The organism is Roseovarius sp. D22-M7, assembly GCF_037083785.1.
Classification (GTDB): domain Bacteria; phylum Pseudomonadota; class Alphaproteobacteria; order Rhodobacterales; family Rhodobacteraceae; genus Roseovarius.
On sequence record NZ_JBAPKY010000077.1, the window covers coordinates 1 to 12,763 of the forward strand.

The window sequence follows — 12,763 nt, forward strand, 5'->3', positions numbered from 1 at the left end:
ACGCCCGACGGCGTCATCTCGCGGTGATCGGATACGTCGGAATGGCTGATCATATGTCGTCGGAACACGTGATCGAATGTGTCGGAATGCGCAGCTGGCAAGCGCTGCGACCGTATCGGCGGAAATCGACCGGGCCGAAACCTTGCGCAATTGGCTGCTGGAAAGGTGGCCGCATTCCGAAGTCATGCCCCGCGACGTGGTGAACGGTGGCCCGAACTCTTTACGCGATAGCCCAAGGGCTCGGGCGGCGCTGGGCATCCTCGAAAAGCATGGATGGCTGGTGCGGCTGGAAGCGGGGGCCGTGGTGCGCGGTGCGGCGCGGAAAGAGGCATGGAGAATCGTGAAAGGGGTGCGCGATGTGGTTTGATGCACAAGCCAAGCTGGTGGAAATCGCGGGGAAGCCCCCCGCGACTTCTGCGACAACTGCGACACAAGCCCCGACTGCGCGCCCCGTGTCGCAAATGTCGCAAGTGTCGCAACGCCCCGAAGCCCAAAACCCCGCTTTTCGTATCGCGGCTGTCGCAAGTGTCGCATCGTCCCAGCCCAGCGCGAAGCCGGATAACCCCGCACCGGCACCCTATGGCGAAAGCCCTGGCGGGCGTGTCCTGACATGGACGGGCCGCGTTGTTTCGCTCGACGCGTGGCGCACGCTGACCGATTGGGAACGGCACGGGCCGAACGGGCGGCACTGGAACGGCATCACAAGGCAATGGGGTGATGGCTGACGAAACGAAATATATCTATTTCCCAAAGCCCCTTTCTATCTCATTGCAGCCGTTGCAAGAATGATCTGTACCAAGGTTACAGGGGTGTGGTTTTGCAGATTGAAGATTTCATAGCCCGTTGGCAGCAATCCGGGGGCAGCGAGCGGGCCAATTTCCAGACCTTCGCGAACGAACTGTGCGACCTGCTGGACGTGCCCCGCCCTGCACCGGCAACCGAAACCGCATCCGCAAAAGCCTATCACTTCGAACACCCCGTGACCTTCATTCACACGGGAAGCCAGACGCGCGGCTTCATCGACCTTTACCGCGCTGGCCATTTCGTCATGGAAGCGAAACAGGGCGTCACCGCCGACAAGCCCGAGGATGACGCCCAAGCCCCTCTGCTGGCGGACCTGCCCAAAGCCACCCGCAAGGGCCATGGCACGCGCGGCACGCGGGGCTGGGATGACACCATGATGCGCGCCCGCAATCAGGCGGATGGCTATGCCCGCGCCGTGTCGCGCACCGATGGCTGGCCCCTTTCCTGCTTATTGTGGACGTGGGGCACGTCATCGAGGTTTACGCGGATTTTTCTGGGCAGGGCCAGGGATATACCCAGTACCCGGACGGGAACCGCTACCGCATCACCATGGATGACCTGCGCGATGAGGCGACCCGCGACCGCCTGCGCCAGATATGGACCGACCCGCACGCCCTCGACCCGTCGAAGATTGCGGCGCAAGTCACCCGCGAAGTGGCCGACCGGCTGGCGGCGCTGGGCAAGTCGTTCGAAGGCCAAGGACACAAGCCCGACGCCGTGGCAAACTTCCTGATGCGGTGCCTGTTCACGATGTTTGCCGAGGATGTGGACCTTATCCCGCATGGCAGCTTCACCGACCTTCTGACGCGCCTGCGCGGGCATCCCGAACACGCGGCCCCCGCGCTCAAGGCGCTGTGGGAAACCATGAACACGGGCGGCTTTTCCGCCGCGCTGACAACCGACCTCAAACGCTTCAACGGCGGGCTTTTCAAGGAAGCCGACGCCTTGCCACTGTCCGAAGTCCAGTTATCCTTGCTGATCGACGCGGCGCAAAAGGACTGGCGCGAAGTCGAACCCGCCATTTTCGGCACCCTTCTGGAACGCGCGCTGGACAAGCGGCAGCGCCACAAGCTGGGCGCGCATTACACCCCCCGCGCCTATGTCGAACGGCTGGTGGTGCCGACCATCATGGACCCGCTGCGCGCCGACTGGCGGAACGTGCAGGCGGCGGCGCTGACCTTGGCGAACGCGGGCAAGATGGAACAGGCCCGCGACACGGTGCGCACCTTCCATGCCCAACTTTGCGAAATCCGCGTGCTGGACCCGGCCTGCGGCTCGGGCAACTTCCTCTATGTCGCGCTCGAACTGATGAAACGCCTTGAAGGCGAAGTGACCGCGCTTCTGGCCGAACTGGGCGAGGAACAGGCGGCGCTATCGCTGGCCGGGCACACGGTGGACCCGCACCAATTCCTGGGGCTGGAACTGAACCCGTGGGCGGCGGCGGTGGCCGAACTGGTGCTGTGGATCGGCTATCTGCAATGGCATTTCCGCACCCATGGCAAGGCCAGCCCGTCGGAACCCGTGCTGCGCGACTTCCGCAATATCGAGAACCGCGACGCGGTGTTGGCCTGTCAGGGCACACACCCGAAGCTGACCCTCACAGCCATGTATAACGTGCTGGAAAAGCTGCGCGCGGGCGACCGGATCGAGGGCAAGGACCGCGAAATCTATGACCAGGGACTGGTGGGCATCCTGCGCGACCTGCATGACCAGATCGACGCGGCGGTGGCCGACGCCTATGGCTGGCCCGCCAACCTTTCGGATGATGAAATCCTGCACCGGCTGGTGGACCTGAACCGCGAACGAGCCGCCGAGGAAGCGCGCGGGCACGTCCGCTGGCTGCGCCACGATTACCAGAACCCCGAAGGCCGCGCCGCACAGGCCAAGGGCGACCAGGCCGCGCTCGACATCGGCCCAAAGGACACGACGCAAAAGGCCCCATGGCCCAAATCCCTGCCCGAACAGATCGCGGCGGTGCAGACAGCCCTTGCCGACCTTGGCGAAGCCACCCCCGAACAGGTTGCCCGCCAATTCCACCGTGGCCGCGCGGGCACCGTGCAACCCCTTCTGGAAAGCCTAAGCGCGCTGGGCCATGCCCGCACGACCGAAGGCGGGCGCTTCGCCGTTTGACCTACCCGGAACCTTTGGAGACCTGAACTATGTTTGCTTTCAAATTGGGAAAATGGGTTGGCATTCTTGCCGTCATTCTCGGGCTGCTGCGTGTTGCCATGGGGCTTTTTATAGCTTTCGGCACCGAAGACCTTGAAGCCATGGAATTGGCCTCGCGGACCTTTCTTGGAACAAAGACAAGCGGTGAAGCGGTAGATCAGGGAACAATGGCGTTTGTCGTGGGTTTGGTGATCTGGATGATTGCCGAAATTGGCCAGCGCCTGGAGGATAGCGACGACAGGAAATGACCTTTCGTTGGCGCGGGGTGTCGTTTTGCGGTATGCCTTTGCAAATAACAGTTAGCAGATTAGCAAATGGCACGCATCGGCGCACGCATCGCAAAGCTTGAACGCATCCACCCGGCCCCCGTGGCCGGGGAGTCGCTGGACATCGACTTGCCCCCCGATATTTCCGCGCGCATCATGGCAGCGAAGGCGGCAGGCACCTATCCGCAATCGCTGGCCGACTCAGACCTGCAAGCCATTGTACGCGCGGCGGATGTGGTACGGGGGCGCGCATGACCGACCGAAAAAACGGACGCAATACGGATGGCACCTTTGCGCCCGGCAACCCCGGCAAGCCAAGGGGCACCCGCCATAAGTCCACACAGGCCGCGCTGGCGCTTCTGGACGGTGAACCCGAAGCCCTGACCCGCCAAGCCGTGACAATGGCACTGGAAGGCGACGGGACGGCGCTGCGCCTATGCCTCGAACGCATCGCCCCGCCAAGGCGTGACGCCCCGGTGCAATTCGACCTGCCCCGCATGGAAACCGCGCGCGATGCGGCAAAAGCTGCTGGCGCGGTGGTGGAAGCGGTGGCGCTGGGCGATCTAACCCCGACCGAGGGGGCGCATATCATGGGGCTTGTGGAGACCTTCCGGCGCACGCTCGAAACATCGGAACTCGAAGCTCGCGTGGTGGCATTGGAAGGGGGCGGAAATGGCAACGCTGCGAACGCGACTTGACCGGCTCGAAGGCAAGCGGGGCCGTGCCGATGGCGGGCCTGCTGTCATTTTTATTTGCGAACCTGGCGGCGAAGCCCGCGCGGCGTTGGTGACGGGTGGCGGCACGCTTTCACGCGACCCGAACGAAAGTGAAGCCGCGTTCACAGTGCGCGCATCCCAAGCGGCGAGCGCTACAGTCCGGTTGCCCGAAAACGGGCTCTAATGGCCGACAAGCACGCGGCAAAGGGTGTATAATTAGGGGGATACGCTCAGCCGATTAGGCCATTTTATACATACTATTCAGTAGCTTATCCGGATATTATGGTGCGCCTAGAGAGAGAAAGTTTGAACTCTCTCTTCGACACGCTCCAAGAGTGGGAAATCCATCTTGCACAGCATGATCTAAGCGATCTGAGGTGCGATGATGACACATTCGCGCCATGAATTCAATAGCTTATCGGGAGGCAAGAAAAGCAGCAAACGCGAAGCGCCGTTTTCGCTGCGCTTGACCTTCGAGGAACGCGCCAAGCTGGAAGCGGCCGCGGGCGGCGAGCCGTTGGGCGCGTATATCAAGTCGGTGCTGTTCGCAGGGGAACTGCCCAAATCCCGCCGTCGCGGTGGTGCGCCGGTTCAGGATCACAAGGCTCTCGCGCGGGTATTGGCTGCGCTCGGACAGTCTCGACTTTCCTCCAACCTCAACCAACTGGCGCGGGCGGTGAACACCGGCACGCTGCCAGTCCATCCCGAGATAGAAGACGAATTGCGGGAAGCCTGCGCCGAGATCGCCAAGATGCGCGCTGAACTCGTTTCAGCGCTCGGCCTGAAAGGCGGTGCGCGATGATCCTCAAAGGTAACGAACGCGGACACGGCAAGGAACTGGCGAACCATTTGCTGAACGCCCGCGACAATGAGCATGTCGAGCTTCATGATCTTCGCGGTTTTGCCGCTGGTGATCTGGTGGGCGCGATGCAAGAAAGCGAAGCCATCGCGCGTGGCACGCGCTGCCAGAAACATCTCTTCTCGCTGAGCCTCAATCCGCCCGAGCATGAAGATGTACCGGTAGAAGTCTTTGAGGCTGCGATTGAGCGGATCGAAGGCAGGCTCGGCCTGGAAGGCCAGCCCCGCGCGATTGTCTTCCACGAGAAAGAAGGCAGGCGTCATGCCCATGCCGTCTGGAGCCGGATCGATGGCGAAGAGATGAAGGCGATCAACCTGCCCTGGTATAAGACGCGCCTCAACGAAGTTGCGCGCGAGCTTTACCTTGAGCATGGCTGGCAAATGCCGGACGGCTTCCGTGATCGCGCTGCGCGTGATCCGCTCGCTTTCACACTGGAAGAATGGCAGCAAGCCAAGCGCACCAAACAAGACCCCAAACTCACCAAAACCCTGATCCGCGAATGCTGGGCGAGCTCTGACAACCGCGAAGCCTTTGAGTCGGCGTTGCGGGATAAAGGGCTCTGGCTCGCTCGCGGCGACAAGCGCGGATTTGTTGCCGTGGACTGGCGCGGCGAGACCTATTCGCTGAGCCGGATGAGCGGCGCAAAGACCAAGGAACTGAAAGCCCGCCTCGGCGATCCGAAAGACTTGCTCTCGGTGGATGAGGCCAAGGCGTATATCGGCGAACGGCTCACGCCCAAGCTGAAGGCCTGGGCGAAGGAAGAGCAAGCCAAAGCTGAAAAGGCAAATCTGGCGGCGCAGTTTCACCGCGAGCAGATGGTGCAGCGACAGCGCCGCGCCCGCGAACAACTCAAAAGCCAGCAAGAGCAGCGCTGGCTGGCCGAAGAAAGGAAGCGTGCAGCCCGCACGCCAAGAGGCATTCGCGGCCTTTGGGGCTGGGTGACCGGCAAGAACAGCAAGATCAGGAAAGAGAACGAGGCCGAGATTGCGCGTGCGCGCCAGCGCGACCGCGCCGAAAAACAAGAGACGATCCGCAAACAGCTGGCGGAACGGCGCAATTTGCAGCGCCAGGTCAAGCTCACGCGGCAAAAGCAGCAGGCGCGAATTCAGGAGCTCAATCAGGATGTCGCACGTGCCATCAAGCTTGGCCGTGTGCCGGAGCGGCAGGACAGCAAACAACAGAACCGCACCCGCACGCGCGATCAGACGCGCGGAAGGGATCGCGGCAATGATTTTTCACCAAACTAGAAAGGAGAACCATCATGAGACACACACTCATGCTCAATCTGGACGAGCGGCACGCGCAGCAGCTCGATGATCTCAGCCGCCATTTCCGGCTGGCTGCAGACGATACAGTGCGCTTTGCCATCCGGCTGGCGCATGCCCACTACAAGCAAAAGGCCGACGTGCTGGTGCCCGAGTTCAAGCCGCGCGCCGTACGGCGCACCGATCCGGACAGGGATGATTTTTCGCCGACATGATCCGGCTAGAGGACAGCCTATGAAAAACTATTGCATGACGTTGCCGCCGGAGATCGGCGTCTATCTCGATGAGATGACCCGCGCCCATGGCACTAGCGTGGAAGAAGAAGTGCGTATCGCGCTGCGCCAAGCCTATATCGGTTTCCTGGACTCGAAGCTGGAAGAGGCGCGCGAGGCTTTGCTGCGCGATTGTGCAGTCTCCATCGATATCCCGGCCCAAGCCGATGATGGCGATGATAGCCTGCCATTTTGATCGCGCCTGCCGGAATGGCGAGCGCGATCATGAAAGATCAGAACAGCGACATCTGCCGCGCGGCGTCCTTGCGGCGCTTCCAGTCCGGGCTCTCGGCCTCGCCCTCCCTCACAAATCTGTCGGGAAGGTCAGCCCGGCTGGACGTTTATCGTCAGGTCAGGCGGAAACGGATCGGAAATTCGATATTAAGGAACGAAAAAATTGTCTATGGGCTATACTTGCCTATCCCGATCCACCGCGCACCATCACAAAACTGCACGACGTCATGGTCGGTGTTGTAAACCATTTGTCCTTCTACGCCGTAGGGATCCGCGCAGCGCGGCGCGGGCCCCTTGCGGACGCAGCGTGCCCGGGTGTTGGTTGCGTGTTTGGGGCGCCAACCTACACCTATTGAACCATCACTTCTAATTAGCCTACGATTACCTTTATCCGGGTTGGTATCCTCACCTCCGCCGACATTCGAGGTCCAGTACACCCCGCCGTCTATGTCGAAGTAATGGACGTCATGCTGCCCAGTATGAAGGCTGGTCAAAGCCAAATCCAACTCATTAGACGCAGGTAAATACCAATCGTCTGCACCGCTGGAAACAAGGTCATAGCAGTATTGCGCTGCCAGATGTGTCTGAAAACCATCCGTATCAGAGTCAGAATCAATAGTAACAGCAGCATTGGTGTTGTCTTCACCAGTGTCACCATTTAGCAAACCAGTAACCGTATATCCAGAACTATTGCCATTGTTATATGCAACGCTGGGATTTTCAGCTTGATATGTTGAGACAAACATCTCCACACTGCCGTCCGCCGATAGCCCCGCATAAATGCTCCCATCATCGCACACATCGCCGATATTCGGGCAACCCTGCGGCAGGGCGGTGGAGGAGCCCACGGGCGTGCCCATTTGATAGAGTTTGGTGATTTCGCTAGCCGACAATGCGCGGTTATACATACGTAAATCATCTATCATCCCTTCAATCGGTCCTGTTCCTGATAGTCCAGCCCCGATAGCAATTCTGCCATCAGCGCTCATGGTTGCCGCTCCGGAGGGCGCCGTCGTCTCCGGCAAGGGTGATGCTTCTATACCATTAATGTAGAGGATTGGATCATTAGCTGTATCATCTTGATTATATACAAGAACTAGATGGCTCCAGTCATTGTAGGGAATGTCAGGCGTTGTATCTGAAGTCCGCCATTGCGCCGTGCCACCAGAAAAACTCTTTGAAAACCAAAAGCCAAGCTCATCTGATGCACCGGTTCTGTGTCGAATATTAAAACCAAGAAGATTTAAAAATACATCGTCACCTTCTACCGGGTTTACCCAAAGCGAAATACTACCGCCGTCGGCGAAAATACTTTGCAGTGGCTGGACAGCCGGGTCGACAGCATAAAGGCGGGCGTCAGGCTGTAAAAAATCGAAGGCATTGCCAACAGGGCCGCGCGTCAAGGCCGTATCCGCGTGCGTGTTTTCGATGTTGAAAGTGATGCCATTAACGGCATCCACCATTGTTGTTCCTACGGCTTCATCCATTTTCATATGTAGAGCAAGGCCGCCGGTGCCGGTGATGGTCAGGTTGCCTTTGCGGACGCAGCGGACAAGGTTGTCATCATCCTTATTGTCCCCTGTGCTTCCCATAACTTGATTGTCGAGGCGAAAATGTTGGGCGCGGTTGTCGCCCTCATTATTATTGAGTTCTGTTGATGACCAGTGTTTTGCACCGGATGTGTCCAGATCGCTTATAACAGGCCCGCCATCATAAAATAATCTCAGCTCTTCCTGAGCGGGCAGATACCAGTCATCGTAACCGTGTGCGCTTAGATTATAACAATAGGTGGCGGCGTTGTAAGGCGCGCCGATATCAGATGCCGTGGCCAGAGAATTCGTGTTGCTCTGACCGTCATTGTTATCATTAAAATAGGTCCGAAACCAGTTGGTGGTATCGTTATTCCATGATTGCGTGGATTCATGGGCAACACTTGTCGCAAACATCGGCGCGTTACCATCCGGTGAGGGCCCAACATAATAGCTGCCGTCCCCGCACAAATCGCCGGGGGAGCCACAGTCATAAATCGGCCCTTCATCCACTTCCCCCCAATCCGGCGTCATAGACACAAAACGGTTGCCGTCGAAATACTCATACCTCCGAAAGTCGCCGTTATAGCGGATGCCGTCGGTGGCGCGGTAGAGTTGGCGCATTTCGTCTTCGCTCAGAACACGGTCGTAAATACGGACATCGTCGATAAGGCCATCAAAGTAGCGAGATGTATGCCATCCTCCTATCCTGAATGGGTTCACCTGACTATCGCTAAAGTCAGTCGTAAAAGTATGATATAGTTCATTATTAACATACAAGAAATTGATACCCAACGACCTGATGATCATGACAAAATACCATTTACTATTGTCAAACTGTGCGAGCCCGCAACTAAAGTCTTCGGAGTAATTCCAATCATCACTAGCTATTGAGACTATGCAGAATCTTCCATTCGTGGCCTGCCATTTCCAACTTACATATATCCCGTCTTCAGACCCACCTCCTCTAGTGTTATGAAAAATTGGATCGCCAAAGGTGCTTGTGTCTGTGTCTTCTGGCCGTACCCAAGCGCTTATCGTAAAATCTGTGGGGATGTGCAGTGACAGATCGTACGGAATATTAGCATACCCATCTGTCCCCTCAAAATCCAAGGCTCGACTTACTTGTCCAATTTCATTATTCGAATTAGTTACCGCATATTTGTAAGTCCCGTGATTCTCATTCCCACTACTGTCATAGGCTGTAGTGCCGGATGTCTCATCCAATCGCCAATGGCCGATCAGACCGTCGGGGACGATTTGGGTGTATTGAATGTTCTCGCGACGGATACATCTGTATCTGTAAAAGTTAATATTCTTTCTGTTGCCTGCGTTTTGCGTGTTACTTAGTCTATGCAGCCGCCCATCGCTTGCTGAATTTTCTGTAGAAGCCCAGTAATATTGCGAGCCTAGTGAAGAATTTGAGATGGCATTTATGGCTGAGTAGCTTGCTCGAAGAAGCATCAGCTCATCGGAGGCTGGTAGATACCAATCATCATGGCCACTCGCTTCAAGATTATGGCATGTTTGAAATGCGGGATAATTGGAAATATCGTCCTTGAGGTTCATTACATTTGCGCGGCCATCTTGAGTAGAGTTTGGAACGAGGTCGATTTCACCAAATGAGTTTTTCCATGCTCCGCCGTAATCTTTATCGTAGAGATATATATTTTCGGCCCCGAAGCCATAATCCAGAGTGCCGACATATATCGTGCCATCATTACATCTATCGGCAATATCTGGGCAGGATGCTGGGTTCAAAACCGGAGCTGGCTTCATTCCGATCCAGTTGTCATTGGCATCGCAATATTGCGGTACGTTGTGGGTGCCGTTAAACACTATCTCCCCAGGCACGCCGGTAGGGTTCGAACAAGCGGCATATGCGTTGATCGGGGCGAATACTAGATAGACAAATATAAATATTAATAACCTCATAAACACCTGCATTAATTACCATACCAATAGTTACTTAAATTTTATTAAAGAACAATATTTTATTTATCTCAAGCTATCAAAGAAAAGCGTTTGCCTTGGCCGAGATAATTACGGGGTATGCGGAAGTGTGTGTCCATCGGCCTACTTTGGCCGTGGATAACATTGGGACGCCTTGTACTGCCGTTTTGATCGCGCCCGCCGGTGTGGCGAGCGCGATCATGGAAGATCAGAACAGCGACATCTGCCGCGCGGCGTCCTTGCGCTTTTTCCAGTCCGGGCTCTCGGCCTCATGATCGAGCCAGACGCGCACGTAGCCTTCAACGCCGCCATAGTCCTCGACGATGCCGCCGGGCAGGAAGTGCGAGCGATAACCGGTTTCGGTTAAGGGAAGCGGTTGCCGGTCTTCGGCAAGACGCCAAGACGGCGGCATTACTTGCCGATGGTGCGGAAACCAACACCGTCACAGTAGGTCATACTATTAGTCGCGGCGTGGTAACGGATGCCGCCAGATTGCGTTATGGGTGCGCCGCAGTCGCCGAGCGTGAGCGCGGTTTCAGTCGTGTTCCAGGAAAACCCCAAAACAGCATTGGCGGCGCCTTTACAATATATCTGACCCCCGACGCGGATCCCACAGGTATTGCCTCCAAGCGTTGCGACATCAACCCAGGGCCCCCCGTCAAGTTGGGAAAAACTGGCCGTACTGACTCCGCACCACCATGTGTCATCGCTTCGCATTGCACATATGTGGCTTCTCTCGTCGCCTTGCGCACCTTGCCGGATAAATGTCTGCCCTGTTTGATATGGCTTAAACGTATTTCCATTATAGACACCGGCGCACCAATACGAGCCATCCAACTGAATACCGCATGATGTTCTGGACCCTGACTCTATCGAGCTCCATGTTGCGGTCCCCGACACTACGGGAACATTCGAACTACTATAGGTTCCGTTTCCAAACTTTCCATCCTTGTTCACGCCCCAGCAGTATAGTCGGTCATCACTTCTGATAGCGCATGAGCTCCTAGACGAGCCTAAATCAACATACTTCCATGTTGTGCCGACGGATACCTGAACGGGCGCATTTTGATCTACTGTTGAGCCAATGCCAAGCTGCCCCTCAGAATTAATACCCCAGCACCATAGGGTGTCGTCGCTGCGGATCGCACAAGTGTGCCCGTCGCCGTTCTGCCAGTGGCCCGCTGCGACCATTTTCCAAGTTGTGCCGGGCGAAACTTGCACCGGACTTTGGTAATCGCCGCCTGTAACTCCGACACCTACCTGGCCGTGGTCATTTGCACCCCAGCACCATAAGGTATCGTCGCTTTTGATCGCGCAGGCATGTTCCGCGTTCGGGCCAGTGGTTGACATTCCAACCGATTTCCATGTCCCCCCTCCGTCAACTTCAGAAAGCGCCGTGCCGCCTCCTCCTGCACCATTGCCAAGTACACCACTGGCATCGCTGCCCCAACACCACAAGGTTCCATCAACGCGAAGGGCGCAGGCAGCACTGTCGGAAGAATATATCGCCGTATAGTTACCCGTATCATCAATAGCCGTCATGTTAGTGATATTAGCAGGTGATGAAAGATTCCCGAGCTGGCCATTGTCATTTGCCCCCCAGCAAAAGCGTGCGCCATCTAGTCTTGTCGCACAGGTATGGCCAGCGCTCTTATTGTTTGTCGTCACGGCAACCTCAAGCCACTTGGTCCCTGGCTGGATGTTTACCGGAGATTGCCTGCTGCTTGTGGTGCCATCACCGAGTTGTCCAGTGTTGTTCGCTCCCCAACACCAAAGAGAACCATCAAGTCGAATTGCACAAGCATGACGGCTTCGATCAATCGTTTTCCATGTGCCGCCGATAGATATCTCTTCGGGCTCGGCGGCATCACCACCTCCGCCGTTTCCGAGCTGCCCCCAGCCATCTGACCCCCAGCACCATAGCGTATCATCATCTTTTATGGCGCAAGGACCGTCAAACAGCTCCTTCCAGTTATTTCCGCCAGATTTCAGGACCGGTGTACCGCCAGAGCCAAACCCGCACCAAATGGAGTCGTCCATCTTTATAGCGCAGCCGCCCTCGACTTGCTTCCATGTGCCGCCGCCAACAATCTCTAACGGTGTTGACGAGTGCGATCCCCAGCAAAAAAGACGATCATCGCTCCTGATAGCGCACAGGCTACTATATCCTCCGGCATTTATGTCTTTCCATGTTTGCCCGTGCGACTGATTGGTCGGTGAAGACGTCCAGTGCCAGCGAAAACGGGCCCAGCAGAATATTTTACCATCATCCCTAAGAGCACAGCTATTCCGGCTCATTTGAAGATCACTGAAGGTTCCAGAGAAGGTGATCTGGGTTGGAGTGCTGATAGAAGGATCCGTGGAGCCACTAGTAGGACCACCATTCCCGAGCTTTCCTTCGTTATCGGCGCCCCAGCACCAGATCGAGCCGTCTTGTTTGATGCCGCAGGTGGTATCATCTGTCGCGCCTAGCTCCGCAAAATACTCCGAGACATTTTGTTGCGATGTGCTCGTGAGATCTGCCGCTGGGTCGATAAACGGCCCCATTGCCTGAAACGTATTGCCCGCGCAGACCATGTTCACGCGATATTCTGCATTGAACGTAATCACCCGGTTGGCACCGCCTGCCCGCATTTGCCCAGATGGGCTAAGACACGTGCATAACGACGTCGCTAACGACGTGTCTTATGCGGAGG

The 12,763-nt window shown here is 56.9% G+C and carries 12 protein-coding genes and 1 pseudogene; 10 read left to right on the forward strand and 3 right to left on the reverse strand.

Translation table 11 applies throughout. From position 1 onward, the window contains the following. Positions 1-76 precede the first annotated feature (76 nt). From V8324_RS19750 to V8324_RS19795, 10 genes and pseudogenes are all read left to right on the forward strand, one after another. On the forward strand, positions 77-367 hold the full coding sequence (locus V8324_RS19750) for a hypothetical protein (protein ID WP_336421622.1): 291 nt from the start codon (positions 77-79) through the stop codon (positions 365-367). A 444-nt stretch (positions 368-811) separates the two neighbouring features. After that, positions 812-1,183, forward strand: a pseudogene (locus V8324_RS19755) (type IIL restriction-modification enzyme MmeI); the annotation flags it as partial. 80 nt (positions 1,184-1,263) lie between these two features. Continuing rightward, complete coding sequence (locus V8324_RS19760; RefSeq protein WP_336421623.1) at positions 1,264-2,934, forward strand: DNA methyltransferase; 1,671 nt, start codon at positions 1,264-1,266, stop codon at positions 2,932-2,934. A 29-nt stretch (positions 2,935-2,963) separates the two neighbouring features. Continuing rightward, positions 2,964-3,221 carry a hypothetical protein gene (locus V8324_RS19765; protein WP_336421624.1) on the forward strand — a complete coding sequence of 86 codons (258 nt, stop codon included), beginning with the start codon at positions 2,964-2,966 and terminating at the stop codon, positions 3,219-3,221. Between the two features lie 66 nt (positions 3,222-3,287). Further along, the gene (locus V8324_RS19770) at positions 3,288-3,494 is read left to right on the forward strand and encodes a hypothetical protein (protein ID WP_336421625.1); all 207 of its coding nucleotides are present in this window, start codon (positions 3,288-3,290) and stop codon (positions 3,492-3,494) included. Further along, a complete protein-coding gene (locus V8324_RS19775; protein WP_336421626.1) occupies positions 3,491-3,937 on the forward strand; it encodes a hypothetical protein in 447 nt (148 codons plus the stop codon). Before V8324_RS19770 ends, V8324_RS19775 begins: the two co-directional genes overlap by 4 nt. Before the next feature lie 403 nt (positions 3,938-4,340). Continuing rightward, positions 4,341-4,757 carry a hypothetical protein gene (locus V8324_RS19780; RefSeq protein WP_336421627.1) on the forward strand — a complete coding sequence of 139 codons (417 nt, stop codon included), beginning with the start codon at positions 4,341-4,343 and terminating at the stop codon, positions 4,755-4,757. Continuing rightward, positions 4,754-6,061 (forward strand): relaxase/mobilization nuclease domain-containing protein, encoded by a 1,308-nt coding sequence (locus V8324_RS19785; RefSeq protein WP_336421628.1) that lies wholly within the window; start codon positions 4,754-4,756, stop codon positions 6,059-6,061. The genes V8324_RS19780 and V8324_RS19785 overlap by 4 nt, the downstream gene beginning before the upstream one ends. Before the next feature lie 14 nt (positions 6,062-6,075). After that, positions 6,076-6,294 carry a hypothetical protein gene (locus V8324_RS19790; RefSeq protein WP_336421629.1) on the forward strand — a complete coding sequence of 73 codons (219 nt, stop codon included), beginning with the start codon at positions 6,076-6,078 and terminating at the stop codon, positions 6,292-6,294. Between the two features lie 19 nt (positions 6,295-6,313). Then, positions 6,314-6,547, forward strand: coding sequence for a hypothetical protein (locus V8324_RS19795; protein WP_336421630.1), 234 nt, complete (start codon positions 6,314-6,316; stop codon positions 6,545-6,547). A gap of 205 nt (positions 6,548-6,752) precedes the next feature. Here V8324_RS19795 and V8324_RS19800 read toward each other — a convergent pair whose 3' ends face one another. From V8324_RS19800 to V8324_RS19810, 3 genes are all read right to left on the reverse strand, one after another. Then, positions 6,753-9,953 (reverse strand): LamG-like jellyroll fold domain-containing protein, encoded by a 3,201-nt coding sequence (locus V8324_RS19800; RefSeq protein ID WP_336421631.1) that lies wholly within the window; start codon positions 9,951-9,953, stop codon positions 6,753-6,755. 322 nt (positions 9,954-10,275) lie between these two features. Continuing rightward, on the reverse strand, positions 10,276-10,479 hold the full coding sequence (locus tag V8324_RS19805; protein ID WP_336421632.1) for a hypothetical protein: 204 nt from the start codon (positions 10,477-10,479) through the stop codon (positions 10,276-10,278). Continuing rightward, positions 10,479-12,677 (reverse strand): hypothetical protein, encoded by a 2,199-nt coding sequence (locus tag V8324_RS19810; RefSeq protein ID WP_336421633.1) that lies wholly within the window; start codon positions 12,675-12,677, stop codon positions 10,479-10,481. Before V8324_RS19810 ends, V8324_RS19805 begins: the two co-directional genes overlap by 1 nt. Between the last annotated feature and the right edge of the window lie 86 nt (positions 12,678-12,763).

Bases quoted from the DNA above. Each gene is read 5' to 3' on its own strand.
- V8324_RS19765 (WP_336421624.1), top strand. From the start codon at position 2,964: ATGTTTGCTTTCAAATTGGGAAAATGGGTTGGCATTCTTGCCGTCATT.
- V8324_RS19780 (WP_336421627.1), top strand. From the start codon at position 4,341: ATGACACATTCGCGCCATGAATTCAATAGCTTATCGGGAGGCAAGAAA.
- V8324_RS19785 (WP_336421628.1), top strand. From the start codon at position 4,754: ATGATCCTCAAAGGTAACGAACGCGGACACGGCAAGGAACTGGCGAAC.
- V8324_RS19790 (WP_336421629.1), top strand. From the start codon at position 6,076: ATGAGACACACACTCATGCTCAATCTGGACGAGCGGCACGCGCAGCAG.
- V8324_RS19805 (WP_336421632.1), bottom strand. From the start codon at position 10,479: ATGCCGCCGTCTTGGCGTCTTGCCGAAGACCGGCAACCGCTTCCCTTA.
- V8324_RS19750 (WP_336421622.1), top strand. From the start codon at position 77: ATGTGTCGGAATGCGCAGCTGGCAAGCGCTGCGACCGTATCGGCGGAA.
- V8324_RS19795 (WP_336421630.1), top strand. From the start codon at position 6,314: ATGAAAAACTATTGCATGACGTTGCCGCCGGAGATCGGCGTCTATCTC.
- V8324_RS19770 (WP_336421625.1), top strand. From the start codon at position 3,288: ATGGCACGCATCGGCGCACGCATCGCAAAGCTTGAACGCATCCACCCG.
- V8324_RS19775 (WP_336421626.1), top strand. From the start codon at position 3,491: ATGACCGACCGAAAAAACGGACGCAATACGGATGGCACCTTTGCGCCC.